This window comes from Acidithiobacillus caldus ATCC 51756, assembly GCF_000175575.2.
In the GTDB taxonomy this organism is placed as follows: Bacteria; Pseudomonadota; Gammaproteobacteria; order Acidithiobacillales; family Acidithiobacillaceae; genus Acidithiobacillus_A; species Acidithiobacillus_A caldus.
Genome location: NZ_CP005986.1, coordinates 1052527 through 1078342, shown reverse-complemented (window position 1 = coordinate 1078342; position 25816 = coordinate 1052527). Strand labels below are relative to the sequence as shown.

Genomic DNA, 25816 nt, shown 5'->3' with positions numbered 1-25816 from the left:
AGCCCAAGCCGGGCCTCAGGGCTTGGCTGGAGCCGGCGCCTTTGGCTTCGCGCCGACGCTCACCGCTTTCACCTGCAGCACCGCACCGGCCGGTGCGTACGCCCGTTGCCGGCGATTGTATAGGCTCTCGGCGTAGATGGGGGCCGTTGCAAAACGGCCCACGCTCGTCGGTCGGATACGATAGATGTACTCCTTTGCCTTTGGCTCTGCGCGCGCATAGAGCAGCACACGATCCTCACGTATATCGACATATTCCGGGGTCAGGGTCGTACCCGGCTGGGCCAGGCCGTCGCCCTCGGACTCTGGCGTATCCTGCGTTTCAGCCTCGTCCCCAGAATCGCCATCGTCTGCCTCGTGGGCATCGCTTCTTACCGCGCTGGCGACCGTGGGCTTGGCCGGTCCGCTCACCACCTCGAAACCTCCGGGGAGGATGTCGACGATGGCCACATTGTCCACGCTGTCCTTGAGGCTACGCAAACGAATGCGCACGGTGACTTCCTGACCCAATTCCAGACTCTGCACCGGCCGCCCTTGGGCGTCGCGATACTCGCGCAGGATCTCCATGCCTTCCCGTAGGGGCTTGGTGGGGGTCGCCCGGGGATACCCCGACTGACTCAGGCTGAACCAAGCCGGGTGCTTATCCCCTTCGCCCTTGGCGTAGCTCAAGCGCAAGGCGCGGCTCCTCGGGCTCAGACTACCCCGAAGCAGGACGCCCTGGATCTCGCCAAAGGCGCTAAAGGGTCCATCCTTTCCTGCCTCGGCGCTTTGTGCCATGGCCAAGCCCTTGGGCGGTACGGCCCCTGCCGGCAGATTGGTCAGCGCCAGCAGCGTCAACGCGGAGGACAGGGAATTGTAGCGATTGTCGTCGACGAGTTTCAGCATGCCGTCCAAACGTTCCACAGACAGTCCCGCAGCGAGTTTCGGGAAGTAGCGTTCGACGATGGCAAGGGTCTGGGCCCGGCGAATGAGGGGATCGTCGTAGTAGGCATAACCCCAATCGTTGCCCACCTCGGCATTCTTGAGGAAAGCCTGCCAGGGTCCACGGATGAGATCATCCGCAGTCTCCTGCTGTTTGAGCATTTGATAAGACGCCGCCAGGTAAGCCGCGGCCAGATCCTGTTTCCAGACCGCCGGATAGGCGCTCTGCAGACGCTGTTGGACGCCGGCGATGAGGTTGCTGGTGACCTGTCCCGAAGCCGTCAGCACGTAGATGGCATAGGCCCGTGCCCGTAACTCGGGTAGGGACCCGAGGCCATCGTCGGCCGCCATGTGGCGCAGATAGGCGAGGCCACGGTCCAGCATGTCGGCGGGTACCGAGAGTCCGCTTTGGCGCGCCTGCAGGAGAAAGTCCACGGCGTAGGTAGAGACGAAAGGATCGGCCACCGGCGTCGCCGTCCACACACCAAAGCCCCCCTCGCCGTTCTGTCGGTTGCCCAGAGTCTCGAGCATGCGGGCAATGCGCTGCGGTGCCTGGCTGGCCGCAGCCGCATCCAGGGCAAATTCTGGGTGCTGTGCCGCTATGAGGGCCGGAGTCGCCGCCGATATCAACTGCTCTGTACAGTAATGGGAATAGGTGTCCAGATAGCTGGTGAGACCACGCGCCAACACCATGGGCGAGAAGGACATGGCCGCGAGACGCGCAGAGCGCTCTGGAAAAAATTCCTCCAGGGGACTGACGATCTCCGTCTGCCCCGGCTTGAGTCGGCCCGAGCGCAGCTCCGTCAGCCGAGCCGCTGCCGGGCGCACCGAGATGGCTACCTTTCTCAGGGTTGCGCGCTCGCCTGTCCATACCCGGTAGAGTAGTTCGCTGGGCCCCAAGCGCTGTAGCGCCTGCACCGGAAAATGAACGAGGCTGGACTGTCCCGGCGCAAGACGCAATTGCTGGATCTTTGCACCATCGAGGGCAAGGCCCGGCCCGACCTGCAGCTCTACCCGCAGGTCATTCCCGCCCGGTGTGCCTGCGGGGAGATTGTTCACCACCTGCACACTGGCGTCGAAGCGGTCGCCGGGGGCAAGGGCTGGTGGAACGTTGGGACTCAGAATGAAATCGCCGCGGACCGTCGTGTGGTTCTCGGCGATGCCGATGCGCTCCGGCGTCACCGCCACGGCCATGAGCTTCAGCTCGCCGTTGAAAGAGTCGGGCACGGTATATTGGAACCGCCGGCTGCCGTCCACGGTGACGATCCCCGACCACCAGGCCACTGGCACCTCGTGTTTCCCTTTGAAAGGATTGAGCAGTTGACCACGACTGGCGTCCTCGTCACCACCCACGTGGCTGGCTGCCGTGAACTGGCGGAAACTCGGCAGGATCAGATCGAGGATCTGCGCCGACTGCACGTCCAGCATGCGCTTGCGCAGAAAGTAATCCAGAGGATTCTCCAGACGGTAGTGGGCCACCTGCAAAATACCTGCGTCCACGGCAAAGACCGCCACCTGAGCCTTACCAGCGGTCTTGACGGTCAAATCCAGGGTCTGTCCCGGCTTGATCTGCTGCGCTGCCTGGATCTGCAGAGGCTGGGTGCGCGCCGAACGATCCACGGAAAACGGTTCGACGCCATAACTCAGGGGACTGGTGAAGATCTCTGCCGACGATGGATCACGGACGAACTGCACATTCACGTAGGCATTGCCCTCCAACCCCTCGGGCACGGTAATGTGCTGAACGGACGCAGACGCACCGGCATGAAACCAGGTCCAGGCATACACCTTGTCGCGCTCGATCGTGATGAGCCCGTTACCGGCGTAGGGGGCGCGAATGGACACGGCAATCTGGTCGCCCGGTGCGTAATCCTTGCGGTCCAGGCGCAGCTCCAGCTCCGCATTGCGTTCCAGGGAGCGGCTCAGATCGGCATTGCCCGCCACCATGTAGTCGACGCGATTGAGACGGCGACCATCGCGATCCTCGAGGATCAGGGCGAAGGTTCCGGGTTTGTCCGTCGGCAACGGAAATGCCAGCGGCCCTTTCGGCAACTTCAATGGCGTGCTGCTCAGCTCCGTTTCCTTGAGTCGGGACTCGTACTTGTAGACCCCAGAGTCCTGCTTGGTAAGCACCGAAACGTAGCGGGCTTCGACGATCTTTGCCCGCAGGCCCTCCACGGCAATGGCCTCGAGCTGCGGGTTCACGGCGACGATCCCCACCTTACGGGTGGCTCCGCGTGCTATGAAATCCAGGGAATCCGTGGTTTTGATGCCCACCAGGTAGTCGGCGCTGGATACCAGGGTGGTCGCCCTCGCCGCCACGCTACGGCCACTGCCCGGCTCGAAAACTTGCGTGTAGAGATCCAGGGTGTAGGTTGCTGGTGCAAAGCCCGATAGGTCCACCGGGAAGATCACCCGGCCTGAGTCGTCCGTCTGCATGTCGGCGAGGGATTCCGAATAGCCCTCCTTGGCCTTGCGCGGATCGGAGAAACGGTAGTCCGCCCAGCTCGCAAAGGCCGGCACCGCCGGCCGCAGTTGCAGGCTGGCACTCACGCGCCGGTGGTCGGCAGGAGTACCGTAGAGCGTGTCCGCCTGCAGCTCGGCCTTCAGTCCACCGGGCTTGACCCAGCCCTTGGCCTGGGCCGGGACGAAGGCCAGGCGCGTCCGCGTCCGATCCGGCTCAAATTCCTTGACCTGCACGGTGGTGGAGCCCAGGCGCTGCTCCGTGTCCTCTTTCGTGAGATAGAGCTCGGCCGTCCAGGTGCCTGTCGGCGCACTGTCCACCGTGCGGTAGTCCCACTCCAGGAAGCCATCGGCGTCAGCGCGGAGCTTCTGGCGGGCGACGGTTCGACCGCGGGCATCGCTGAGACGTATCTCCAGTGGCATGCCGCTCATATCTCCGTGCCAATCGGCCGTGCGCAGGATGATCCCCAGGTGCATGCGTTCACCAGGGCGGTACAGTCCGCGATCGGAAAAGAGGAAGGCGCTCAGCTCCCCGCCATCGCGCGCATTGGGCGCACCACCCACGTCGAAGCGCGAGTAATCCAACTCGCGATCGCTGCGGTCCATGGGCAAAAAGGAGAAATCGGAGCCATCGCCGGTCATCGCTGTGAAGGCTACGGCGCGTTGCTCGTCGTAGAAGCCGGAAAGTTCCGGGAAATGCACATGCCCGTCCGCGCCCGTCGTCGCCCTGCGCAATACCTCGCCGTTGAGCGCCAGGACCTGTACCATCACCCCTGCCACTGGCTGACCCTTCGCCAGGGATTGCACGAAGACCTCCCAACTCCCGTCAGCGTTACGCTTGGCCAGCAGGCCAAGATCGGTAATGACGATCAGACGACTGTCTCCATCCGATCGCTCGCTGTGGTAGGCGCTGCCTTCGAAGGCATCGGAATCGCCGGGCCAGACCCTGGGTTGCTGGGGATTCCAGGACGCGAGCTCCAACAGGAAGACGCCGTGCTCCCGACCGTTCCGGGCAAGGTAGGGGCCGAGGTCGAAACCGTGGTAATGCAGCTGACCCGGATCATCCGAAGGCAGAGCCACCTCCTCGTGAAAACGCGCGACCAGGTGTTTGCTACCGATTTCCAGGCGCGGGTTCTGGAAATCCCCGCGATTGAGGGCCACGAGATGCTGGAGTTGCTCGGGCTGTAGGCGGCCGATGCGCATCTGTGCCCCCGGGAGGTTACGCGCCACCACCGTTACCTTGCGGTCACCGCCGAGGGTCAGCAGGGCGCCGGAGCCCATGAATTTCAGGAGCTTGGGGTAATCCGGAACCGACACGGTCCGGGTCACGGAGCGTCCCAATTGGTAGCCACCCGCAGCCACCAGGCCGGAGTGGATCTCCACGAACAGACTGCGCCTCGGCGGCGCTTGCAGGCGGAACGCCTGAAGGGTGTCAGCATCCCGCTCGGTGGGCTGCAGATCCAGATTCAGCGACGTCGAACGCTGCAACACCTCCGTCGACACCTCGGAGGCAGACCAGTATCGGTGCTCTCTCCCGTCGGCATCCGTCGCCGGCAACAACCAGACGCGCGTCTGCTTCTGCAGATCCTTGCCCAGCACCGGCGAACTACTCTCCACCAGCAGCGTCTGATGGGGGATACCCTGCTCGTCGTCCACGAGGGTAAGCTTCACCTCGCTCAGGCTCAGACTGTAAAGGCCTGGGATGGTGACCTCACCCTCCTGCGGTTCGGTCGTCGCTGGCCCACCGCGCTGGCTGCGCACTCCCTTGTCGACGGTCAAACGCAGCTTCTGGCTGTCCACCGGTGTCTGCAGACGTTCCGAGCGCACGAAGGCCTGGAGTCCGCGGGCATCGTAGGTGATGACGGCGGGCACCTTCGCGCCGGGCCGGAAAAGATATTTCCAGCGCGCACTGGGGACTTGTTGTTGCAGGTGGACGGCCTTGGCGAGACTCTCCGGAGCGACGGGATAATTGAACTTCAGCGTGAAAAGTGCCGACTTGTTCAAGGGATTTTCGGAATCCTGATAGAACTCCTCCTTCTCTATGCGGTAGCCGAAAGGCTCGGTGCGGAACTCGTAGCGCGTCTTGTTCAGGAGCGCACCACGGCGCAGGGCCTTTTCCGCGTCGATGCGCAGGCGAAACTTTTGTCCGACGGGCCAGTCCGCTTGCGGCGTGAAGCTGAGCCGATCATCGCCTTCCCAGCGCCATTGGCCGGCAATGCGCGGCTGTAGTTCGAGGCCCGGGCCCGCGACCTTGTCTACCTGGGCGAGGGGCGCCGCCGACTCCGAGAATCGCAGGATGAGCGGATGGACTTCCACGGGCGTCTTGCCATAGTTCGTCACCTCCGGCGCCTGTATCTGGACGGTGACTCCCTTTACTTGCGGGCGGTGGCTATACCAACGATAACCGCGCTCGGCGCCGAAACCCATGGCCAGCAACAGCAACGCCACCACCGCGACGGTAAAGGGCCGACGGCAAAGCCCCTGCCAGAGCTTCTGGAGCCACCGCGGTCCGATCCAGTGGATCTGCCCGAAAAGCATTATCCACAGGCTTTTCAGCCCATTCCAGAAGCGGCGGAGGATTCTTCCCACGCCCGCACTACGCGGACCCTCGGGCGTTACGGAATCTGGAGATCTTTTCTGCTGTTCGTCCACGCGCGGTGCCCCCTTCCTCGTCCCTAAGCAAATCCAAAGGCGGCCGCAGACGGCCAACACGAACGCGGCACAGGGTCAGTGGGCCGCGCAGAGCGCGTGCTCCGCCGACCACGGGCGGAAATTGGATACAGGATCGAAAACAGGGACTCATGCGAAGTGCAAAGCGACGGTGGCCCTGCCGAGAATCGGGCAGAAAGAGGCGCATCGCCCATAACCCGTATGCACCGATACTGGAGCCCCTCGGCACAACGCCAAACACGAAGGCCCGACAGGACAGACCTTGCAACCATGGTAGGCACGTCTTCGCTCCCTCATATATTTGCGATGTAGCGTAATGGACGCGCTGCTCCGGCGTCAAGGGCCGGCCTGCCGCCGTCCCCGCCCTTGCGGATGGGCGCCGGGACAAGCAAAATAACGGCATGTATACATTGCCGGTAGCCCGCGTGTTCCACGCGCTTGCACCCTCAAAGTCCGTGAAGAGGTTTCATTAATCTTATGCCAGCCAATCCTCAGGCTCTGGAGCAGGACGATAGTCCCTATTGCTGCTGCTCGGCGGCCACCTTCAACGAGATTCTCGAAAAACAACGGGCCAATCCCCTGCCCTTCATGGAGCTCTTGATGGTCCATGCCGGCTGCGGAAGCGGTTGCGGCAGTTGCATCGAAGAGCTGGAAGTCTTCCTCCGCGATCACGACGCTTACGTCGAGGATTGAATCCTCCCTGCGCCTTCCGCTCTCCCCGGTGGCTGCCCAACGGCCACGGTGAGACCCTGTGGGCGCCCTTCCTGGCTCGCGCACCCCGGCCGCAGTATCGGCGGGAGATCTGGACTACGCCCGACGCCGACCGCCTCGCCGTGGACTGGATCGACGGTCGCGCAGACGCACCCATCGTCGCACTCTTCCACGGCCTTGCCAGCAGCAGCCGTGGTCACTACGCGCGCGCCTTTGCCGAGTGCCTTGGCCGCCGCGGCTGGAATGGCGCTCTGGTGAATTTTCGCGGCTGCGGTGGCCTCGACAATCTGCGACCGCGCGCCTACCACGCCGGTGACAGCGCTGAACTGCGCTGGATCATGGCCACCCTGGCGGAACGCTTTCCAGACCGCATACGCTTTGCCGCCGGTGTTTCCCTGGGTGGCAACGTGCTCCTCAAGTATCTGGGGGAGGACGGGGCCGCCGTGCCCTTGCGCGCCGCCGCCGCCGTCTGTGCGCCCATCGATCTCACGGCCACGGCAATGCACCTGGATGCGCCACAGAACCGGATCTATGCCGCTTTCTTTCTGCGCACCCTGAAGGCCAGTATGGGCCGTTACCGCCGCCGTTTTCCACAGATGGCCGACTGGCAGGCGGTTCGCAAGGCCCGCAGCCTGCGCGAGTTCGACGATGCCTTCACCGCTCCGGTCCACGGCTTCGCCGATGCCCTGAGCTTCTGGCGCGAAGCTTCTGCCGGACCGGTACTGCAGGACATCGCCGTACCCACTTGGTTGCTCCACAGCGCCAATGATCCTATCGTACCGGTGGATAGCGTCCGCTCCTGGCCCAAAAGCCCCACGGTTACGCCCTGTATAACCGATCATGGCGGACATGTGGGCTACGTCAGTGGCACTTTTCCGGGTCACCTCCGTTGGCTCGCCGAGAGCCTCATCGCGTTTTTTGCGGGACACTTGCACCATGAGTAAGGGTAAACACAGTCACAGCAATGCGCCACGGCTTCGCATCCTCCTCGCCGAAGCCATCGCCATGGGGCCGGGCAAGGCCGAACTACTGCGCGCAATCCGCGAGCACGGATCCATATCCGCGGCAGCGCGCGCCATGGGCATGAGCTATCGCCGTGCCTGGCTTCTGGTGGACACCATGAATCGCTCCTTCATTGAACCCTTGGTGGGCACGGCAACGGGGGGCAGCCGCGGGGGTGGTGCCCGCCTGACCCCTCTGGGTATGGATGTACTGCGTCGCTATGCCGCCATGGAACAAAAGGCACAAGCCGTCTTGCAGGAGGATATGGACGACTTTCGCCGCCTGCTGCGACCCGATGGGCCACTTCCGGCCAGCACGGAGGACCCGTCCGCGTGAAAAATCTGCTCCGCGAAATCCTCTGCAGTCGTGTCTACGACGTCGCTCGGGAGACCCCCCTGGAGGCCGCACCCAAGCTCTCGGCACGACTGCAGCGGCAGGTGCTCTTCAAGCGCGAGGATCTGCAGCCCATCTTCAGCTTCAAGATTCGCGGAGCCTACAACCGCATGGCGCACCTCAGCGCCGAGGAGCGTGCACGGGGGGTCATAGCCGCCAGTGCCGGTAACCACGCCCAGGGTGTCGCCTGGGGAGCCCGCAGCCTCGGGATCGATGCCGTCATCGTCATGCCGCGCACCACCCCCGACATCAAGATTCAAGCGGTGCGCAATGCCGGTGCCGAAGTGATCCTGCACGGCGACAATTATTCCGACGCCCAGCTGCACTGTAACCGTTTGATCGAAGAGACCGGCATGGTCTTCATCCACCCCTTCGACGATCCACTGGTCATCGCCGGTCAGGGTACGGTGGGTGCAGAGATACTGCGCCAGCACGGCGAGGGTCTGGACGCCATTTTCGTACCCGTCGGCGGCGGAGGTCTCATCGCAGGTATCGCCGCGTATCTCAAGGCCATCGTGCCGGAACTGCGCATCATCGGTGTCGAGCCCTTCGAGGCCGATGCCATGTACCGTTCCCTGCAGGCGGATACGCGCATTGCTCTGGATCAGGTGGGCATCTTTGCCGATGGTGTTGCCGTGCGCCAGGTGGGCAAACACACCTTTGCCCTGTGCCGTCAGTATGTGGACGAGATCGTCCGGGTCAGCAACGACGAGATCTGTGCCGCCATCAAGGATGTCTTCGAAGAAACGCGGAGCATCATGGAGCCCGCCGGGGCCTTGGCGGTTGCTGGCCTCAAGCGCAAAGCCGCCGAGGCAGCGCCATCCCGCGGTGCCTGGGTGGCCATTCTCTCCGGTGCCAACATGAACTTCGACCGACTGCGCTTCATTGCCGAGCGCACCGAGATCGGCGAAAACCGCGAAGCCCTGTTTGCCGTGACCATCCCGGAGCAGCCCGGTGCGTTCCGCGCCTTCTGTGCTGCCATCGGTCGCGAGCGTGTCATCACCGAGTTCAATTATCGCCTGCACCGGCGCGACGAGGCCCAGATCTTCGTGGGCGTGGCCGTGCGCGACCGCGAGGATGCCCAAAATCTCCTGCGCGGACTACAGGCCTTGGGGCATCGCGCCTCGGATCTTTCGGACGACGAATTGGCCAAGCTGCACATCCGCCACATGGTGGGCGGCCACGCCCGCGCCGCACGGCACGAGCGCGTATTTCGCTTCGAATTTCCGGAACGACCGGGCGCGCTCATGGATTTTTTGGAGAAGACCGGTGGGCGCTGGAACATCAGCCTCTTCCACTACCGCAACAACGGTGTCGACTTTGGCCGGGTGCTGGCGGGTTTCGAGGTGGACCCCAGCGAGGCCGAGGATTTTGCGCGGATGCTCGCATCCCTGAATCTACCCTACGCCGAAGAGACGGAAAACCTTGCCTATCGATTCTTCCTGGACCAGGGCGATGCGGACGGCGAAGCGGCGGACTCCCAGCCGTGCTCTACCCCGTCCCTAGTGGTCGCGGGCGAACATCAAGCGTAGGGATTCGCCGATGCCTTGAGCCATGCCCTGCCAGCGACGCGCCAGATCGGGCTCCAGATGGTCGGTCATGGTCTCCTGAAAAAGGGCCAGCCAGTCGTCCACCAGCGCGTTACTGAGCCCGAGGGGCGCGTGCTTGTCGCCCAGGGCATAGCGAAAGTCACGGTAGGGTAGCCCACCCATGACCGTCCACCAGTAGTGGGTGAGGCGCTCCTTGTGGAGATCCCAGTCGGCGACCACGGAAAAGGGCTCCGCCAGCGTCGGATGGTGCTGGATACGCTCATAGAAATCGTCCACCACCGCGCGAATGGTGGGCAGCCCGATCTTGTCGCAGAGGGGCTCGAGGCGGCGTTTGGGCAGGACGGAAGGATCGTTGGCCATGGCAAGGCACTCCCAGCTAGTCGACCCCTCCATTCTACGCCGTCTGCAGCAAAGGCCCTAGCCCAGGTAGTCCGGCATCTTCGTAGCATCCCGCCGATGGGCACGCCCAGCCAGGCGCAGGCCAAGGGTGACCAACACCGCCAGCCCAAGATTCAACAGCAGGGCGTAAATCCCGACGTAGGCCGGGATACTCCAGTTGCCGAGATGGAGGGTATAGACCGACTTTTGGAACCCTGTCAGGGACAAGGCCCAGATACCCCAACCCATACCCACCAGCCATCCCACGAGCAGGGCACGGGGATCGAACCAGCGCGTATACAGCCCACCGGCAATGGCGGGCAGGGTCTGCAGGATGAGGATACCCCCCATGAGTTGCAGCTGGATGGCAAATTGCAGGGGCAGGAAAAGTATGAACAGGAGCGCCCCGAACTTCACCACCAGAGACATCCATTTCGCCATCTGGGTCTCTTCGTGGGGCGAACACTGGGGGCGCAGGTACGCCTTGTAGAGATTGCGGGTGAAAAGATTGGCCGCCGCTATGGACATGATGGAGGCAGGCACCAGGGCGCCGATGGCCACCGCCGCGAGCCCCAAGCCCGCGAACCACTGCGGGAAGAAGTGCAGGAGTAGGCCAGGCATGGCAAATTGCGGGCCAAAACTCTGAAAGTACGGTGCCAGGTCCGGCAGTTTGGGCAGATCCGCCGCCTGCGCCATGAAGCCCAGCAGCGCGACGAGGCCAAGTACGAGGGAATAGGCGGGCAGGAAGACCCAATTCCAGCGGAGAACCTCGGTGCCCCGTGCCGAAAGCACGGCCGTGGTCGCGTGGGGGTAGAACATGAGTGCCATGGCCGAACCGAGCGCGAGCGTCACATAAAAGCTTTGCAAACCCAATTGCCCACCGTGGGCTGCCGGTAGCAGGAGATGATCTACGGGAACCTTGGCAAAGATGGCGGCAAAACCGCCGAGCTTCATGGGCAGCACGACGATGAGGGCGAAGATGGTGATGTACACCAGCACATCCTTGACAACAGCGATCATGGCCGGGGCCCGCAAGCCGCTGAGATAGGTAAAAACCGCAAGCACCGCAAAGGCGACCAGTAAGGGAATCTCCCCCAACCAGCCCGGCCCCGTGGATAAACCCAAGGCGGCAATAACCACCTGAATCCCCACTAGCTGCAGGGCGATGTAGGGCATGGTGGCGATAAAGCCCGTGGCCGCCACGGCAAAGGCCAGCAGCGGACTGTCGTAGCGGCCAGCGACGAAATCGGCAGCGGTGACAAAGCCGTGCCGATGTGCCACCGCCCACAAGCGCGGCAGGATGGCAAAAACCAGGGGATAGACGAGCACCGTATAGGGCAAGGCGAAGAAACCCAGGGCACCGGCACCAAAAACCAGGGCCGGAACGGCTATGAAGGTGTACGCGGTATAGAGGTCTCCACCGATAAGAAACCAGGTTATCCACCTACCAAAGCGTCGACCACCCAGGCCCCATTCGTGCAGCTCCCGTAGATCGCCACTTTGCCAACGGGCGGCGCGCAAACCGATCCAGGTCACCAGCGCAAAACAAGCCAAAAACACCCCTATGGTCCAAAAGTGCATGTCAGGATCCGCGGCGGCGACGGCGCAGGCGCCAATAAACCGCGCCCAGGAAAACACTGCAGAGCGGCACCCACAGCAGCTGCCACCAGTAAAAAAACGGAATTCCCCAGAGCTCTGGTTCAACTCGATTGTAAAAAGGAACCATGAGAACCGCTACGCAAGGAATGGCCAGCAGGACCATATCCAGCCAGCGCAAACGGTGCGGATGTCGCGATAGGGGCGATGTTTTCGTGTCGTTCATGGGTGATCCACAGTAGAGTTCCGGATACGTATGCAGTGACTACGGTAGGCCATTTGCCCCTTTCAAGACAAGGGAAAAACGGACGCGTTGCCGCACAAAAGGCTTTACACTGATAGGCGAGCCCCACAGCAAAGGAGGTCCAAGTGAACGATTCCGTCCTTATCCTCACCATCAACGACTGCCCGGGACACACCATTGCCCGCGTCATCGGCCCCGTCTACGGTACCAGTGTGCGCTCGCGTACCATCGTCGGCAATTTCCTCGGTGGCGTGCGCGCCATATTCGGCGGCAAACAGAGCGGTTTTACCCAACTCATCAATCAGAATCGTGACGATGCCCTCGCCGCACTGGCGGAACATGCCCGGAGTCTGGGGGCGAACGCTGTCCTTGGCATGCGTTTCGATTCGGGTGAATTCGACTCGGGACAAGGTCAGGCCATGAACGAAATTACCGCCTACGGCACCGCCGTCGTGGTTACTCCCATATCGACATGATCCACGGAGAAGCCAGCAACGCATTGAGAACACATTGTTTCGACATGGGCAATCCCGTAAGCTTATTTTTCCACCAGCACTCGTAGAGGATGATAGCATGAGCATTGCAAGCTTTATCGTATTTCTGCTGATCGGTGCCGTTGCTGGTTGGCTTGCCGGTTTACTCATCCGTGGCCGGGGCTTCGGCCTCATCGGTGATATCGTGGTTGGTATCATCGGCGCCTTCGTCGGTGGTTTCCTGCTGACGGCCCTTGGACTAGCGGGACTCTTCGGTGCCGGGATCATCGGTGCCATCGTGGTTGCCACCATCGGCGCGGCCGTGCTGCTCTTCATCATCAAGCTCATCAAGCGAGCCTGAGCTTTACTGTCGGGAAAAGGCCAAGGGGGCTTGGTCTTTTCCCCAAGGCGTTCTATGTATAGGGATGTATCTCACGCCGTGGAGCGCTCATGTATTCCTGCCAAGCCCAACGCGACCCCCACACCGGCATCGTTCACCTCGACGGCGAGCCGATGGTCTTCCACTGCAACCACTACAATCGCTTCTTGCAACTCGTGGTGGAGGATTGCCACTACATCCAACACGAGCCTATCCTGCAGGATTCGGCAGCAGAGATCGCCCATCGCCAGATGAGCGCCCTGTTTCGGAAGCATCCGGACTGGACGACAGCTCAGCGCCTTGCTGCAGCGAGTGAACGTTACCGTTACTGCGGATTTGGTGATCTCGACCTGGCTCCCGCCAGCGGCGGCCTTACGCCTGCCCCCCTGCGCCTGTCCGAGCAGCACTCCCACTACGGTTGCGCACTGCGTCTCAATTACGGGGCGCGGCGTAAACCCGGGGAATTCTTCGACCTCGGCTTTGCCGTTGGTGCCGTCGCTGCCAGTCTCGATACCGCCATCCGCGGTCGCATCGCGAGCCGCACCGGGGAAGAGCCTATCTCCATGGGTGGCACTCAGAGTCAGTTTCTGCTCTTCCCGGCAGAACCGCCGGAGCGCTTCCCGCTGGACACGCGGCAACCTGCGCCGGCAGAACTTCCGAAGGGCGCCGAAGCCGTGCCCGAGCGCAGCTTTGCCCTGCACGTCGACGAAGATGCCATCATCGCGGCGGTGGCTTCGTTGCCCTTGGTGGGCGACGAGCAGGGCCTCGTACCGGCCTTCGGGGTGACCCTGACCCGTCACTATGCCGACTACTACAACCTCGTGTCCTTCCGCTTCGAGCGTGCCCTGGCCGAAGCGCTGCGCACCCACAAGTACCTGGGCGAGATGCTCTGGTACGAATATCCCAGCCTCTTTTTCTACAAGGATAAGTTCAGTCACCTGCAAGGTCACGCGCTCGCCCGCACCCTGCTCATCGAGGCCGGCCACATCTGTGGGTTCAACACCATGGGCGGCATCATGCGCTCCGACCCCTGGTACCAGTTGGTGGTACCCCAACTACGTCAGCGCGAAGACTGGCTGGCGGGCATCGTCGCCTGCATCAATGCCCTGGGCTGGGGCGTGTGGCGAATTGCCGAGATCATCCCCAACGAGCGCCTCGTGCTGCGGGCCTGGTACCCGTACGAATCCCTCGGACACCTGCGTGCCTTTGGGCGCTCCGAGCACCCCATCGATTACCTGATGACTGGGATCGCCGCCTCTTTGATGAACCTGCTCTACACCGCCGACATCACCCAAAAGCCGGATCTCACCCTGGAGTTCTACTACCAGGTCAATCGCTCCAAGGAGGGATTTTGGGGTCATCAGACGCGCTGTGTGGCCATGGGCGATCCCTACTCTGAGGTGGTGGTGGAACGCAATCTGCTCTGAGGGCTGCGCTCGGGTGACCGCCAGGACGTCCCTTGGCCGTCTCTGCGCGCCCCTTACCAAACGCCGTAACCGCGAGCCTGGGATAAGGCAAGCGGGTGCTGCACGCGGATGGCACGCAAAAGCCAGAAGCGCGGGAAGGTGAACACGCAGGGCATTCATCCCCGCATACCCACTACGCGTGCATCTTTGGACTTCGGCCTGGCCTTGCCGCACCGTCGCTTGTCGCGCACTGCACGCCCGCGGATAATTCACTTTACGGACAGATGCTTAGCCGTCTGCTGAGACCATCCATGGTGAACCGTGCAGAATAACTGTCGACACTTGGCCACAGGACTACCACCCGCATACCGCGCAAAAGCACCCGCAATCCGCGTCCGGACCATCAACCAGGCTATGGCGTAAAAATTGCTTTGTGCATATTGGCAGGTCTGCTGGCACCGATGGGCAGACGCTGCCGACAAACGGGGATACCTTCCCTGAAGGAGAAAAATCGTGTACCGCAAACACCGAATCCTCATTGCGACCATGCTGTCCACGGGCTTCCTCGTTGGCACCGCAGCGCAGGCAGACCCCCTGGATTTCAGTTTGAATCTGGGAGGGCCCGGATACAGCGTAGGGTTCTCGAATTATCCACAGTATTACTACCTCGCGCCGCCACAGCCCTATGTTTCCTGGTACTCGCCGCCGCTCTACGCACAATACGAGTTGTGGTACTACTACCCACAGGTCTACTACGAGTACTATCCCGCACCGCCGCCTCCGCCTCCGCCCGGCGCACCACCGCCACCAGCCCCACCGCCCGGCGCACCGCCACCACCGCCACCGGGGGCCTTTTTCAGTGCGCTGGGGGTGGCACCGCCGCCTCCGCCTCCACCGGGTGCCCCGCCCCCACCTCCGCCGGGGCAACCCGGTGGGCCTGGCGGGCCTCCTCCCGGTGGGCCTGGTGGGCCTCCTCCCGGTGGGCCTGGTGGGCCTCCTCCCGGTGGACCCGGTGGGCCTCCTCCCGGTGGGCCTGGTGGGCCTCCCCCCGGTGGGCCTGGTGGGCCTCCTCCCGGTGGGCCTGGTGGGCCTCCTCCCGGTGGGCCTGGTGGGCCTCCTCCCGGTGGACCCGGTGGGCCTCCTCCTGGGGGACCCGGCGGACCTCCCCCTGGTGGGCCTGGTGGCCCGCCGTAACGCCGATGAAGCGGCCCCTTCCGGGGCCGTTCCATTTATACCACCCAGTCCTTCAGACCCAGCGTTCTGCGTTCTTCCTGTATCTTCGACCCATGCCTCCACAGCCAATAGATCAGGAGAACGCCCATGGGTACGAGGAGCGAGACGATGAATGCCAGGTACAGCGCTATCATCTTCATGCTTCCACCCAAGGGCGTGCGCGCGGTGCCGATGGTGCGAAGAATTTCCTTTAATTCCAGTCCATCCGATATTCTTGCCATGGGCGTGTCCCGATACGGTTGCGTGATCTGCCTTGCAGGTTAAGCGCGCAGATTCGCGCAAAGATCGTCGATTGACAAGGTTCGCCGGTGCGTTTTGATGACATCCTCAGACACCCTCGGTGCCGGCCTCCTTCAGGAGCTTCAGTATCTGCGCCGCCGCGTCGCTCGAGCGCGGATCGACCCGCGCCTGCAGAACTTCCGCGCGTAGCCAGGTTTCCTGGCGTTTGGCAAGCTGGCGCGTTGCGGCAAGCGCCTGCCGTTTCGCTGCTTCCAGATCTATTTCGCCGCGCCGCCAAGAAAAGAATTGGCGATAACCCACAGCACGCATGGCGGGCAGATCCTGCTCTCCATAGCGGTGGTAGAGCCTTTCCACTTCCTCCAGAAAACCCGATGCCAGCATGGCATCGAGGCGCATCGCGATGCGTTGGTGCAGCACGGCCCGGGGTGGGCACAGAGCCACCTTGAGGATCGGCCCGTCCAGTCCGCGGCTCCAGCCAGACTGCGTTGAGCCACCGAGCCGGTGGATCTCCAGGGCCCGCTGAATACGCTGACGGTCGTGGGGATCTATGCGTCTTGCCCGCGCCGGATCCAGCGCTTCGAGCTCGGCGTGCAAGGCGGGCCAGCCCTCCCGTTCAGCGCGCGCCGAGAGCCCTGCGCGAAACTCGGCGGACGCCCCAGGAAGCTCGGCAATGCCCCGCTCCAAGGCCCGGAAATAAAGGCCCGTGCCGCCCACCAGTACGGGTATTCGCCCCTGCGCCCGGGCCAGGTCGATGGCAATCCGGGCATCGCGGCAGAAATCGCCGGCGGAGTAGACGGACTCCGGCTCACGGATGTCGATGAGGGCGTGGGGATAGCGCGCACGCAACGCCAAAGACGGCTTGGCACTGCCGCAATCAAAGTGGCGATAGACCAGTAGGGAGTCGACACTGATGATGCTCACGGGCAAAAGATCCGCCAGAGCCAAGGCAAGATCGGTCTTGCCGCTGGCCGTGGGACCCATGAGGAAAAGCGTGGGTATCATCGACCGCGCAGAAAAAGCCTGTCTAGCTCTGCCAGCTGCATCTCCACGACGGTAGGTCGCCCATGATTGCACTGGCTGTAGCGTGGGCAGGCCTCGAGCTGACGCAAGAGTGCGTTCATCTCGGCCAGACTCAGCGGGTGATTGGTCTTGATGGCCATTTTGCAGGCGCGCTCGGCGAGGAAGGCGTCACTGTCCCGAAACTCGGCGAAGCTGGTCGTCAGGTAGCTCTGAAAAAGTTCTGGATACTGCGCGCTGGGAATGTCCGCCGGACCCGCCTGGATATGGATGTGCTGTGGTCCCGTTACAGTCCATTGGAAACCCGCGGCCTCCAGCCATGCCGCGCGCTCGTCGAGGCGGGTGACATCCGTGGCGGTCAGGGACAGCACCTGGGGCAGCAGCAGCGTCTGGCTGCGCTCGTCGGGCCGTCTGGCCTTGAGCCGCTCATAGAGAATACGTTCATGGGCCGCGTGCTGGTCCACCAGGATCAGGCCCTGGGCATTGACGGCAACGATAAAGCGCTGATGCACCTGACCAATGGCGTAACCCAGTGGCGGCGCGGTGACCTCCATCTGCTCCTGGTCCGTCGGTACTACCGTTTTCGTCCGCGCGTCACTCTCGCTTGCGTATGCAGGGGCTACGACCTGCTCCCAATAACGCCCGGCCTGCTCTGCCAGGGTGCTGGCCGCAGAACGGCCGGAGAGGCGCCACTGCGCCGCGTTGCTTTCACCACCAGGTGCCATACCAGCATTGGCGCCGGGACCACGACTCGCCACCGCCTGCCCCTCAGGGACGATTGTCGCTCCCGCCAAGGGTCGGCTCGGCTTGGCTTCGTGGGCAATGACGCTACGGATGGCGTGGCGAAGAAAATCGTGAATCCGGCGGCTATCGGCAAAACGCAGCTCGGTCTTGGCAGGATGCACGTTGACATCCACCCAGTGCGGCGGCATGGACAGATACAGGACCGCCACCGGGTGGCGATCCTGGTAGAGTACGTCGGCATAGGCGGCACGCAGGGCATGATTCAGCGCAGAATCGCGCACGGGGCGGCCGTTCACAAAAAAATGCTGCTCGTCGGCGCGCGGGCGGTTGTAGGTGGGCAGACCCAGCCAGCCCCGTATTCTCAGTTCACCGTCCTCCTCGGCAAAACGCAGGGAGTTGGCCAGAAAATCCGTGCCCAGGATCTCCCCTACCCGCGCATCCTGCGCCGCTTCGGATGCCGCGGGAGCATAGTGCGCCAGAATCCGGCTTCCCTGAATCAGCTCGAAACCCACGGCAAAATGCGCGAGCGCCGTCTGGCGCAGCACCTTTTGCATCCGCCCCAACTCCGTCGTCGGGCTGCGAAGAAATTTGCGTCGCGCCGGAACATTGAAGAAGAGATCCCGCACCTCCACCGTCGTTCCCGGCGCTCGCGGGCAAACCTGCGACGAGAGCACTCGTCCGCCCTCGACCTCGATCTGCACGGCAGCCCCCGCCTCGGCTGGTCGCGACTGGATGCGCAGACGAGCCACCGAGGCGATGGCCGGCAGTGCCTCCCCGCGAAAGCCAAAACTCGCGATCCGTTGCAGATCCTCAGCACAGCGGAGCTTGCTCGTGGCATGACGCTCGAGGGCCAAGGGCAGTTCCTCCGCGGGGATGCCGATGCCATCGTCCTCCACCGCGAGCAGGCTCAGGCCACCCTCCTCCAGACGAATGCGCAGGTGCTGGGCGTCGGCATCCAGACTGTTTTCCAGAAGCTCCTTGAGTACCGAGGCCGGTCGCTCCACCACTTCACCGGCGGCTATCTGATTGGCCACCGTCGCCTCCAGCACGCGGATGCGATTTCTCGTCAATTTCGACCTCCAGGTTCCGGTGGTAACGCCCGCGTCAGCGCCCCCAGTAGGCCCTCCCCCGAAGGACTGGCGGCGCGCGCCGTCAGGGTATGACGCGCATCGGGCTCCAGACACAAGAAACACTCGAGATCCGCCGGCGGCAGGACCGCTGCCCCCGGACGAGGCCATTCGATCAACCACAAGGCTGGCTGGTCCAGGTAATCGCGCAGGCCCAGAAATTCCAGTTCATCGTCACTGCCCAGGCGGTAGAGATCCAGGTGCAGGATGCGCCCAAGAGGCGTGGGATAAACCTCCAGGAGGGTGTAGGTGGGACTTTTGACCACGCCACGGTAGCCCGCCGCACGCACTATTTCCCGAGCCAGAGTAGTCTTGCCGGCGCCCAGGTCACCATGAAGGTAAACGACGGCAGGAATGGGCCCAGCCGCCACCAGAGCGGCGGCAAAGGCGCCGGTATCCTCGAGGCAGGACCAACGCCAGCGGCTCATGATCCTTGGATGAGGGCCCTCAGAATATCGGAACGGCTGACGATACCCAGCAGATGACCGCCGTCGTCCACCACCGGGAGGGCGTGGAGATTACGCTTGAGTATCCGGTCGGCGAGGCTCTCGACACTATCGCCGAGGTGGGCGACCTCGGGTTTGGGGGTGGCCAGCTGCAGCGCCGTCACGGCCGTCGCCTTGCGCAGTTCTTCTTCGTATTCGCGCCAACCCGAGATGGGGATGACGCTGTCCAGCAGCGACAACACGGTGGGCAGATGGATCTGGCGGTGGGCATCGATGAGATCGCGCTCGCCGATCATCCCCACCACCCTGCCGTCCTGGTCCAATACCGGCAGGCTGTGATGTCCCGACTCCAGCAAACGCTTGGCGACGACCTGGACGTCGTCGCCCTCGGCCACGTGGACGACCTCGCGGGTCATGATGGTTGCGGCGGTCTTCGGGGCAGCGGTTCCAGGGGCAGCAGTCATCGGGCGCATTCCTCGGCCATGGCGTTATCCAATACCCTGAGGATAGTGTGAATCTCCTCGGCTGTCACCGACAGTGGCGGCACGATGACGATGCTGTCGCCCAAGGGCCTCAGGTAGACGCCCAGATCCCGCGCACGGCGGCATACCGCATACTCACGCCGGTCACCGTAGGGAAAAGCCTGACCGCTGTGCGGATCGCGCAGCGGTACGGCCGCCATGAGCCCAAACTGACGCGCGGGCGCCGCGTAGGGAAGCTCGGCAAAACGCGCGAGACCTGCGGACAGGGTGGCGATGCGCTCGCGCACACCGGCAAGCAGCTGCGGTTCGGCAAAAAGCTCGAGGCTCGCCAAGGCAACGGCGCAGGCCAAGGGATTGGCGGTGTAGGTGTGGCCATAGTAGAACTGCTTGGCCTCGGCAAAGGGTGCGAGAAAGGCCTGATAGATATCCTCGCTGGCCAGCGTGGCCGCCAGAGGCAGGTAACCGCCGCTGATGCCCTTACCCAGCGCCAGCAGATCGGGCTCCACCCCTTCTTGTTCGCAGGCGAAGAGGGTTCCGCTGCGTCCAAAGCCCGTGGCCACCTCATCGACGATGAGCAAAACCTCGTGCGCCCGACAACGCTGTGCTGCCGCCGCCAGCAGACCCGGCGGATAGGGTAGTATCCCCGCCGCTCCCTGTACCCCCCCTTCGAGGATGAGTGCCGCAGTGCGCCCGCCTTCCTCCTCCATGAGCGCATCCAGCGCCTGGAGCCAGGCGTCGAGCCCGCGTCCGGCATCGCCCTCGGCCTGCGTGAGTGCGTAAGGGCTCGGCAAACGCCGGGTGGGAAAATGCAGACGGCCATAGACCGCGTGAAAAAGCGGGAATCCGCCCAAGGAACTCGCTCCCACGGTGTCGCCATGATAGGCGTTGTCCAAGGTCAGAAACAGGCTCTTTTCCGGGCGACCGCGATTGATCCAGTATTGGGCCGCCATCTTGATGGCGATCTCCACCGCCTCGGCGCCGTCCTCCGAGAAAAACACGTGTTGCAGGGAGGCCGGCGTGCACTCCACCAAAGCACTGGCAAGACGGATACCACCGGGGTGACTGGCACCCAGAACGGTGCTGTGGGCGATGCGGCCGAGTTGCTCCACGAGGGCCGCGTCCAGACGCGGATGCCGGTGTCCATGGACATTGCACCACAGGCTGGCAATGGCATCCAGGGCGCGCCTCCCCTGGGCATCGTAGACGTAGTTGCCGCGACCTTCGACGATGATCCAGGGATCGTCATCGCCCCAGCACGCCATCTGCGTGAAAGGATGCCAGAAGTAGCGCCGATCCCAGGCGCGTAGGGTCTCGAGGTCCATCGTCACGCCGCAAGCTCTCGCAAGGCATCGGGAATATGTGCGAGGATGTCGGCGGCCAAGACGCTCGCCTCACCCAGCTTGTGCGCGGCCAGGTCGCCAGCGCGGGCGTGTACGCAGACGGCCAGCCGGGCCGCCTCCTCCGCCGGTATCCCCTGGGCCAGCAGACCGGCACAGAGGCCGGTAAGCACGTCCCCACTGCCCCCCGTGGCCATGCCGGGATTACCCAGGGGACACCGCCATAGACCCTGCGCTCCCAGGATCAGGGTGCCCTCGCCCTTCAGGATCCAGATGCCGCCGTAGCATGCTGCCAGGGCACGAATGGCGCCGACCCGGTCCCGTTGCACCGCGGCTGTGCTGGTCTGCAGCAGCCGGGCGGCCTCCCCGGGATGGGGTGTGGCCAGGCGTTGGGCGGGTTGCGACCACAGCTTCGGGCCGAGGCGCGCCAGAATATTCAGGGCATCGGCATCCCACACCGCTGGTACCGTCAGGCTTCCGATTTCGCGAACCAGGTCGTGACTGGCGAGCCCCTGACCCAGACCGGGGCCGACGGCCAGGACCGCCTTGGCGGGCAGGTCACGAAAGTGGGCCGGCCAGTCCCACCAGGTGGCTTCCGGTAGCTGAGCGGCAAGGTAGATCTGGCTCTGCGCCTGCCCTACTGCGGTGACCAGACCGGCGCCAGCACGATAGGCCGCCAGACTCGCCAGCGCCAGGGCACCACCCATGGTACGGCTGCCGCCCACCACAAAGACGTGACCAAAGTCGCCCTTGTGGGCCGCCGACGGGCGTTTTGGCAAAGGCGCCAGATCCGGCCAGCGCAGGGTAGATACTGCCGGTGGTTCCACCAAACTCAGGCTCTCTCGATGTCGGCCTCAGGATAGGCACCCACATGGTGAATGGCAAGGTCCGGGCCCATGAATTCCGCCTCGGGATCCAGCCGGATACCGATGAAACGGCGGATGGCACCGTAGACGATGGCACTGCCGAGCAGGGCAATGAGCACGCCCAACAGCGTCCCGGCACACTGCGCGCCGAAACTGACCCCACCGGCTCCTCCCAAGACGCGCAGGCCAAAGATTCCCACCGCGATACCTCCCCAGACGCCACAGACCCCGTGCAGGGGCCACACGCCCAAGACGTCATCCAGACGCAGGCGATGCTGTACCAGGGTAAAGAGGTAGACGAAAATAGCACCGGCAATGCCGCCGATGACCAGCGCCCCGATGGGCTGCACCACGTCCGAGCCGGCACAGATGGCCACCAGGCCAGCCAGGGCACCATTATGGGCAAAGCCGGGATCCCCCCGACCCAAGGCAAGGGCGGTGAGCATCCCTCCCACCAATGCCATGAGGGAATTCAAGGCCACCAGACCTTGTACCGCCTCCAGCCGCTGCGCGCTCATCACATTGAAACCAAACCAGCCGATGATGAGGATCCAGGAGCCCAGGGCAAGAAATGGAATGTTGGATGGCGGCATGGGATGGATGCTGCCGTCCTTGCCATAGCGTCCGCGGCGTGGCCCCAACAACCAAACGGCCACGAGCGCCATCCAGCCACCCATGGCGTGTACCACCACGGAACCGGCAAAGTCATGAAAGGGAGCGCCAAAAACCTGACTGAACCAGGCCTGGATGCCAAAGTTTCCATTCCAGACGATACCTTCGTAGAGGGGATAGACCAGACCGACCAAAAAGGCCGTAGCCAGGAGCTGGGGCACGAAGCGGGCGCGCTCGGCAATTCCCCCGGAAATGATGGCCGGTACCGCCGCGGCAAAGGTCAACAAGAAAAAGAATCGGACCATCTCGAAGCCGTGCCCATGGTCGGTAAGACTGGCCACATTGCCAAAAAAGCTGATGCCGTAGGCAATGTGAAAACCGATGAAGAAATAGACGATGGTCGAGATACCAAAGTCGCTCAGTATCTTGACCAGAGCATTGACTTGGCTGCGCCGCCGCACGGTGCCAAGCTCCAGGAAGGCAAAGCCCGCGTGCATGGCGAGCACCAGGATGGCTCCCATGAGCAGGAAAAAAACATTGGCACCGGGAAGGCTGGCAGCGGCGTGGGTCATGGGACAAAGCTCCGATGGGTCAGGAATTATTCTTCGAGGTCGCGGCGCCCCAGCAGGGCCCGCCCCAGGGTACCGCGATCGACGTATTCCAGTTCGCCACCCATGGGAATCCCGCGGGCGATGCGACTGCTGCGCACTCCTGCCGGGACATAGCCAGCCAGAAACTGGGCAGTGGCTTCTCCCTCCAGGGTCGAATTGGTGGCAAAAATGACCTCGCGCAGGCCGGGCTCGGCGAGACGCGCCGTGAAACGGTCGATGTGCAGGTCTTCCGGCCCGATCCCGTCCAGGGGCGAGAGATGCCCCATGAGCACGAAATAGTCGCCCCCATAGGCGCCCGACTCCTCGATGGCCGCCAGGTCCACGGGCGATTCCACCACACAGAGCAGCTCACGTTGGCGCTGGGTATCGCTGCAGATGGCACAGAGCTCCGCCTCGCAGAGGTTGTTGCACCGGCTGCAAGAACGGATATGCTCGTGCGCGGCCTGCAGCGCCATGGCCAGGGCTGGCATGAGCTCGCGCTTGCGCATCAGGAGATCGTAGGCGATACGTTGCGACGAACGCGGGCCGACCCCCGGTAGACGGCGCAGCAGCCTGGTCAAGGCGGTGAAACTGGGGCTTTCGGACATGCCGTGTCAGAAGGGTAGATTCAAACCGGGTATGTTCATTCCACCGGTCAGAGCCGACATCCGCTCGGCGCTGGTCTTTTCGGCATTGCGCAACGCATCGTTCACCGCCGCTGCGATGAGATCCTCCAGCATTTCCGGATCGTTCTCCGCAAGCAGGCTGGGGTCGATGCGCACCCGGCGCACGTCATTGCGACAGGTCATCGTGACTTCCACCAGATTACCACCGGCGTGTCCCTGTACCTCTACCTGAGCCAACTCTTCCTGCGCCTTCTGCAAGCGCTCCTGCAACTGCTGCGCCTGCTTCATGATGTTGCCGAGACCACCCTTCATTTCACCCCTCCGATCCCATTGCTCACGATGCCCCGAACGCCTCCGACGGACCCGCGTCGGCGTCCCCTATCCTGCGAATGGCCACCACCTTCGCGCCGAAAGTCTCCAGATATTCCCGCACCTCTGGATCCTGATGCACCCGTTCGTGCAGACGTTGCCGATCCGCCGCTGCTGCGCGTTCCCGGGCACCCACTACGGTATCCACCGCGTCCTCACCGGCCAGCAGGTCCAGGCGCAACTGCGGGCGCCGCCCCCAGAAACTCTCCAGCGCGACGGCGAGCGTATCCATCTCGGCACGCAAGAATTCCAGGTGACCGGCCTCGGCCCAGAGCTCCACGAGCTCGACATCGCAACGCGTCGCCCGCGTATGGCCAAAGGACGCCCGGAGCATAGGGCTGAGCGCTAGTTGAGGCAAGATCTCTGCCCAGCGTGCTGCCGCATTTTCGGCCATCGCTGGCGGAGGTGCCGCCTGCTCCGACGGTTGTCGCCCGGATATGGGCCCCGCGTCCCGCGTGGGCTGCGTACCGGAACGAGGCGATACGGATGCGCTTCGCCCAAGCTCCTCTGCCGCCGCCGAAGGTTCTTGGGCGAGCGCTTTGGGGGCCCCGGGTTGGCCGCCATCCCCGTCCTCCTCGCGGAAGGCCAGCACCCGCAGGACGGCCATCTCCAGAGCCATACGGCCATCCGGATACAGATAGAAATCTCTCCGTGCCGATAACAGTATCGCGTGAAACGCCTGCAGACTCAGGGCATCGGGTAACGCACCCCCATCCCAGGGCGGCGGCAAGGCGCGCCGCACGTCCTCCACATAGCGGGCAAGGCTCAGTCGATGCAGCGCTTCGATGACCGCATCCAAAAGCCCCGCGGGATCCTGTCCCAGATCCATGTGTTCTTGCACGAGGCGAAGCACGGTCGGCCCATCGTCGCGCAACAATCCCGTCACCAGACTCCAGACGACCGCCTCTGGCGCCACTCCCAGCATGTCTCGGACCGCCTGGGCGGCCACCGTGCCGGCGCCATGCACGATGGCCTGATCGAGAAGGCTGAGGGCATCGCGCAAACTGCCGTCGGCGGCATGGGAAAGCAGCTCCAGAGCCGTGTCCTCCGCCGCAATCCCCTCGGCGTCGACAATCGTGCGCAAACGCTCGCGTATGCGGGCAGGTTCCAGCCGCCGCAACTGGAGTTGCAGACAGCGGGACAGAATGGTGACGGGAAGTTTTTGCGGATCGGTGGTCGCCAACAGGAATTTGACGTGCTCCGGCGGCTCTTCCAAAGTCTTCAGCAAAGCATTGAAGCTGTGACTGGAGAGCATGTGCACCTCGTCGATGAGGTAGACCTTGTAGCGGCCCACCGTCGGTGCGTACTGGACGTTGTCCAGCAGCTCCCGGGTTTCGTCGACGCGCGTGCGGCTGGCGGCATCCACCTCGAGTAAATCCACGAAATTACCGTTGGCTATGCTACGGCAGGCGCTGCACTCGCCACAGGGCCTACTGCTGACACCCTCTTCGCAGTTGAGGGATTTGGCAAGCAGGCGGGCGAGCGTGGTCTTGCCCACGCCGCGGGTACCGGTGAAAAGAAAGGCGTGGTGCACGCGCCCCGAGTCCAGGCCATGCCGCAAGGCCGCGACAACGGCTTCTTGCCCGACGAAATCTTCGAAACGTTGCGGGCGCCAGCGCCGAGCCAGAGCCAGGTAGGGACGAACCGTCACGGGCGGAAATGGGTGGCGACGCCAACCAGCCACACCCCGGCACCTGGATCGGCGGCTGCCGCTGCTCCCTTCCGGGCCTGACGGGGTTCACCACGTACCACTGCGAGGGGACCGATCTTTGTCGCCATAGATATCATGACTCTGTAGAGTTGAGACCTGCGCCTGGCAAAACCGCAAGGCACAGTGCGCAGGAATCGGGGAGTATTTGGTGGGCGGTGCAGGGTTCGAACCTGCGACCCCTGCCGTGTGAAGGCAGTGCTCTACCGCTGAGCTAACCGCCCGATCGTCGTCTG

22 protein-coding genes, 1 tRNA gene and 1 other RNA gene are annotated in these 25816 nt (G+C 63.4%); 7 read left to right on the top strand and 17 right to left on the bottom strand.

Annotated elements, in window-relative coordinates:
* Positions 1 to 15: 15 nt before the first annotated feature.
* The gene (locus ACAty_RS05365; RefSeq protein ID WP_238323817.1) at positions 16 to 5970 is read right to left on the bottom strand and encodes an alpha-2-macroglobulin family protein; all 5955 of its coding nucleotides are present in this window, start codon (positions 5968 to 5970) and stop codon (positions 16 to 18) included.
* A 558-nt stretch (positions 5971 to 6528) separates the two neighbouring features.
* Here ACAty_RS05365 and ACAty_RS05360 point away from each other — a divergent pair.
* The 4 genes from ACAty_RS05360 to ilvA are packed head-to-tail and all read left to right on the top strand — an operon-like array spanning position 6529 to position 9689.
* Positions 6529 to 6744: a hypothetical protein gene (locus tag ACAty_RS05360; protein WP_004871625.1), complete on the top strand. Its 216-nt coding sequence runs from the start codon at positions 6529 to 6531 to the stop codon at positions 6742 to 6744.
* The gene (locus ACAty_RS05355; protein ID WP_004871623.1) at positions 6741 to 7706 is read left to right on the top strand and encodes a YheT family hydrolase; all 966 of its coding nucleotides are present in this window, start codon (positions 6741 to 6743) and stop codon (positions 7704 to 7706) included. The genes ACAty_RS05360 and ACAty_RS05355 overlap by 4 nt, the downstream gene beginning before the upstream one ends.
* Positions 7699 to 8100 (top strand): winged helix-turn-helix domain-containing protein, encoded by a 402-nt coding sequence (locus ACAty_RS05350; protein ID WP_004871620.1) that lies wholly within the window; start codon positions 7699 to 7701, stop codon positions 8098 to 8100. The genes ACAty_RS05355 and ACAty_RS05350 overlap by 8 nt, the downstream gene beginning before the upstream one ends.
* Complete coding sequence (gene ilvA / locus ACAty_RS05345; protein WP_004871617.1) at positions 8097 to 9689, top strand: threonine ammonia-lyase, biosynthetic; 1593 nt, start codon at positions 8097 to 8099, stop codon at positions 9687 to 9689. The genes ACAty_RS05350 and ilvA overlap by 4 nt, the downstream gene beginning before the upstream one ends.
* Here ilvA and ACAty_RS05340 read toward each other — a convergent pair.
* Genes ACAty_RS05340 through ACAty_RS05330 form a run of 3 tightly spaced genes read right to left on the bottom strand, consistent with a single transcriptional unit; the run spans position 9660 to position 11907 of the window.
* Positions 9660 to 10067, bottom strand: a complete 408-nt coding sequence (locus ACAty_RS05340) for a group III truncated hemoglobin (RefSeq protein ID WP_004871615.1) — start codon at positions 10065 to 10067, stop codon at positions 9660 to 9662. The two genes, ilvA and ACAty_RS05340, sit on opposite strands and share 30 nt — an antisense overlap.
* Positions 10068 to 10124: 57 nt before the next feature.
* Positions 10125 to 11666 (bottom strand): monocarboxylate uptake permease MctP, encoded by a 1542-nt coding sequence (gene mctP / locus ACAty_RS05335; RefSeq protein WP_038471731.1) that lies wholly within the window; start codon positions 11664 to 11666, stop codon positions 10125 to 10127.
* Position 11667: 1 nt separating this feature from the next.
* On the bottom strand, positions 11668 to 11907 hold the full coding sequence (locus ACAty_RS05330; protein WP_004871612.1) for a DUF3311 domain-containing protein: 240 nt from the start codon (positions 11905 to 11907) through the stop codon (positions 11668 to 11670).
* Between the two features lie 143 nt (positions 11908 to 12050).
* On the opposite strand from ACAty_RS05330, the gene ACAty_RS05325 reads away from it, so the two are divergent.
* The 3 genes from ACAty_RS05325 to ACAty_RS05315 all read left to right on the top strand — a co-directional run bounded on the left by ACAty_RS05325 (position 12051) and on the right by ACAty_RS05315 (position 14204).
* On the top strand, positions 12051 to 12401 hold the full coding sequence (locus ACAty_RS05325; protein ID WP_004871611.1) for a YbjQ family protein: 351 nt from the start codon (positions 12051 to 12053) through the stop codon (positions 12399 to 12401).
* 97 nt (positions 12402 to 12498) lie between these two features.
* Positions 12499 to 12759 carry a GlsB/YeaQ/YmgE family stress response membrane protein gene (locus ACAty_RS05320; RefSeq protein ID WP_004871609.1) on the top strand — a complete coding sequence of 87 codons (261 nt, stop codon included), beginning with the start codon at positions 12499 to 12501 and terminating at the stop codon, positions 12757 to 12759.
* A gap of 89 nt (positions 12760 to 12848) precedes the next feature.
* Positions 12849 to 14204 carry a hypothetical protein gene (locus tag ACAty_RS05315; RefSeq protein WP_004871607.1) on the top strand — a complete coding sequence of 452 codons (1356 nt, stop codon included), beginning with the start codon at positions 12849 to 12851 and terminating at the stop codon, positions 14202 to 14204.
* 1208 nt (positions 14205 to 15412) lie between these two features.
* Here the strand turns inward: ACAty_RS05315 and ACAty_RS05310 are convergent.
* From ACAty_RS05310 to ACAty_RS05255, 13 genes are all read right to left on the bottom strand, one after another.
* Positions 15413 to 15637 (bottom strand): hypothetical protein, encoded by a 225-nt coding sequence (locus ACAty_RS05310; protein WP_014002819.1) that lies wholly within the window; start codon positions 15635 to 15637, stop codon positions 15413 to 15415.
* 106 nt (positions 15638 to 15743) lie between these two features.
* Complete coding sequence (gene miaA / locus ACAty_RS05305) at positions 15744 to 16658, bottom strand: tRNA (adenosine(37)-N6)-dimethylallyltransferase MiaA (RefSeq protein ID WP_004871602.1); 915 nt, start codon at positions 16656 to 16658, stop codon at positions 15744 to 15746.
* Positions 16655 to 18487 carry a DNA mismatch repair endonuclease MutL gene (mutL, locus tag ACAty_RS05300; RefSeq protein WP_038471727.1) on the bottom strand — a complete coding sequence of 611 codons (1833 nt, stop codon included), beginning with the start codon at positions 18485 to 18487 and terminating at the stop codon, positions 16655 to 16657. Before mutL ends, miaA begins: the two co-directional genes overlap by 4 nt.
* Entirely contained in the window at positions 18484 to 18972 is a 489-nt protein-coding gene (tsaE, locus tag ACAty_RS05295; RefSeq protein ID WP_004871600.1) for a tRNA (adenosine(37)-N6)-threonylcarbamoyltransferase complex ATPase subunit type 1 TsaE, read from the bottom strand. Before tsaE ends, mutL begins: the two co-directional genes overlap by 4 nt.
* Positions 18969 to 19454 (bottom strand): CBS domain-containing protein, encoded by a 486-nt coding sequence (locus ACAty_RS05290; protein WP_004871598.1) that lies wholly within the window; start codon positions 19452 to 19454, stop codon positions 18969 to 18971. The genes tsaE and ACAty_RS05290 overlap by 4 nt, the downstream gene beginning before the upstream one ends.
* Complete coding sequence (bioA, locus tag ACAty_RS05285; protein ID WP_004871597.1) at positions 19451 to 20794, bottom strand: adenosylmethionine--8-amino-7-oxononanoate transaminase; 1344 nt, start codon at positions 20792 to 20794, stop codon at positions 19451 to 19453. Before bioA ends, ACAty_RS05290 begins: the two co-directional genes overlap by 4 nt.
* Before the next feature lie 2 nt (positions 20795 to 20796).
* Complete coding sequence (locus ACAty_RS05280) at positions 20797 to 21636, bottom strand: NAD(P)H-hydrate dehydratase (RefSeq protein ID WP_004871595.1); 840 nt, start codon at positions 21634 to 21636, stop codon at positions 20797 to 20799.
* A 5-nt stretch (positions 21637 to 21641) separates the two neighbouring features.
* Positions 21642 to 22859, bottom strand: coding sequence for an ammonium transporter (locus ACAty_RS05275; RefSeq protein ID WP_004871593.1), 1218 nt, complete (start codon positions 22857 to 22859; stop codon positions 21642 to 21644).
* Between the two features lie 26 nt (positions 22860 to 22885).
* The gene (gene recR / locus ACAty_RS05270) at positions 22886 to 23485 is read right to left on the bottom strand and encodes a recombination mediator RecR (RefSeq protein ID WP_004871591.1); all 600 of its coding nucleotides are present in this window, start codon (positions 23483 to 23485) and stop codon (positions 22886 to 22888) included.
* Positions 23486 to 23491: 6 nt separating this feature from the next.
* Positions 23492 to 23815 carry a YbaB/EbfC family nucleoid-associated protein gene (locus ACAty_RS05265; protein WP_004871584.1) on the bottom strand — a complete coding sequence of 108 codons (324 nt, stop codon included), beginning with the start codon at positions 23813 to 23815 and terminating at the stop codon, positions 23492 to 23494.
* A gap of 22 nt (positions 23816 to 23837) precedes the next feature.
* On the bottom strand, positions 23838 to 25556 hold the full coding sequence (dnaX, locus tag ACAty_RS05260) for a DNA polymerase III subunit gamma/tau (protein ID WP_004871582.1): 1719 nt from the start codon (positions 25554 to 25556) through the stop codon (positions 23838 to 23840).
* Positions 25544 to 25640, bottom strand: an RNA gene (gene ffs / locus ACAty_RS15205) — signal recognition particle sRNA small type. The genes dnaX and ffs overlap by 13 nt, the downstream gene beginning before the upstream one ends.
* Positions 25641 to 25729: 89 nt before the next feature.
* Positions 25730 to 25804: transfer RNA gene (locus ACAty_RS05255), tRNA-Val, on the bottom strand.
* Between the last annotated feature and the right edge of the window lie 12 nt (positions 25805 to 25816).

Coding starts and splice junctions, on each gene's coding strand:
- ACAty_RS05360 (WP_004871625.1), top strand. CDS start 6,529: ATGCCAGCCAATCCTCAGGCTCTGGAGCAGGACGATAGTCCCTATTGC.
- ACAty_RS05350 (WP_004871620.1), top strand. CDS start 7,699: ATGAGTAAGGGTAAACACAGTCACAGCAATGCGCCACGGCTTCGCATC.
- ACAty_RS05340 (WP_004871615.1), bottom strand. CDS start 10,067: ATGGCCAACGATCCTTCCGTCCTGCCCAAACGCCGCCTCGAGCCCCTC.
- mctP (WP_038471731.1), bottom strand. CDS start 11,666: ATGCACTTTTGGACCATAGGGGTGTTTTTGGCTTGTTTTGCGCTGGTG.
- ACAty_RS05330 (WP_004871612.1), bottom strand. CDS start 11,907: ATGAACGACACGAAAACATCGCCCCTATCGCGACATCCGCACCGTTTG.
- ACAty_RS05320 (WP_004871609.1), top strand. CDS start 12,499: ATGAGCATTGCAAGCTTTATCGTATTTCTGCTGATCGGTGCCGTTGCT.
- ACAty_RS05315 (WP_004871607.1), top strand. CDS start 12,849: ATGTATTCCTGCCAAGCCCAACGCGACCCCCACACCGGCATCGTTCAC.
- ACAty_RS05310 (WP_014002819.1), bottom strand. CDS start 15,637: ATGGCAAGAATATCGGATGGACTGGAATTAAAGGAAATTCTTCGCACC.
- miaA (WP_004871602.1), bottom strand. CDS start 16,658: ATGATACCCACGCTTTTCCTCATGGGTCCCACGGCCAGCGGCAAGACC.
- tsaE (WP_004871600.1), bottom strand. CDS start 18,972: ATGAGCCGCTGGCGTTGGTCCTGCCTCGAGGATACCGGCGCCTTTGCC.
- ACAty_RS05290 (WP_004871598.1), bottom strand. CDS start 19,454: ATGACTGCTGCCCCTGGAACCGCTGCCCCGAAGACCGCCGCAACCATC.
- bioA (WP_004871597.1), bottom strand. CDS start 20,794: ATGGACCTCGAGACCCTACGCGCCTGGGATCGGCGCTACTTCTGGCAT.
- ACAty_RS05275 (WP_004871593.1), bottom strand. CDS start 22,859: ATGACCCACGCCGCTGCCAGCCTTCCCGGTGCCAATGTTTTTTTCCTG.
- recR (WP_004871591.1), bottom strand. CDS start 23,485: ATGTCCGAAAGCCCCAGTTTCACCGCCTTGACCAGGCTGCTGCGCCGT.
- ACAty_RS05265 (WP_004871584.1), bottom strand. CDS start 23,815: ATGAAGGGTGGTCTCGGCAACATCATGAAGCAGGCGCAGCAGTTGCAG.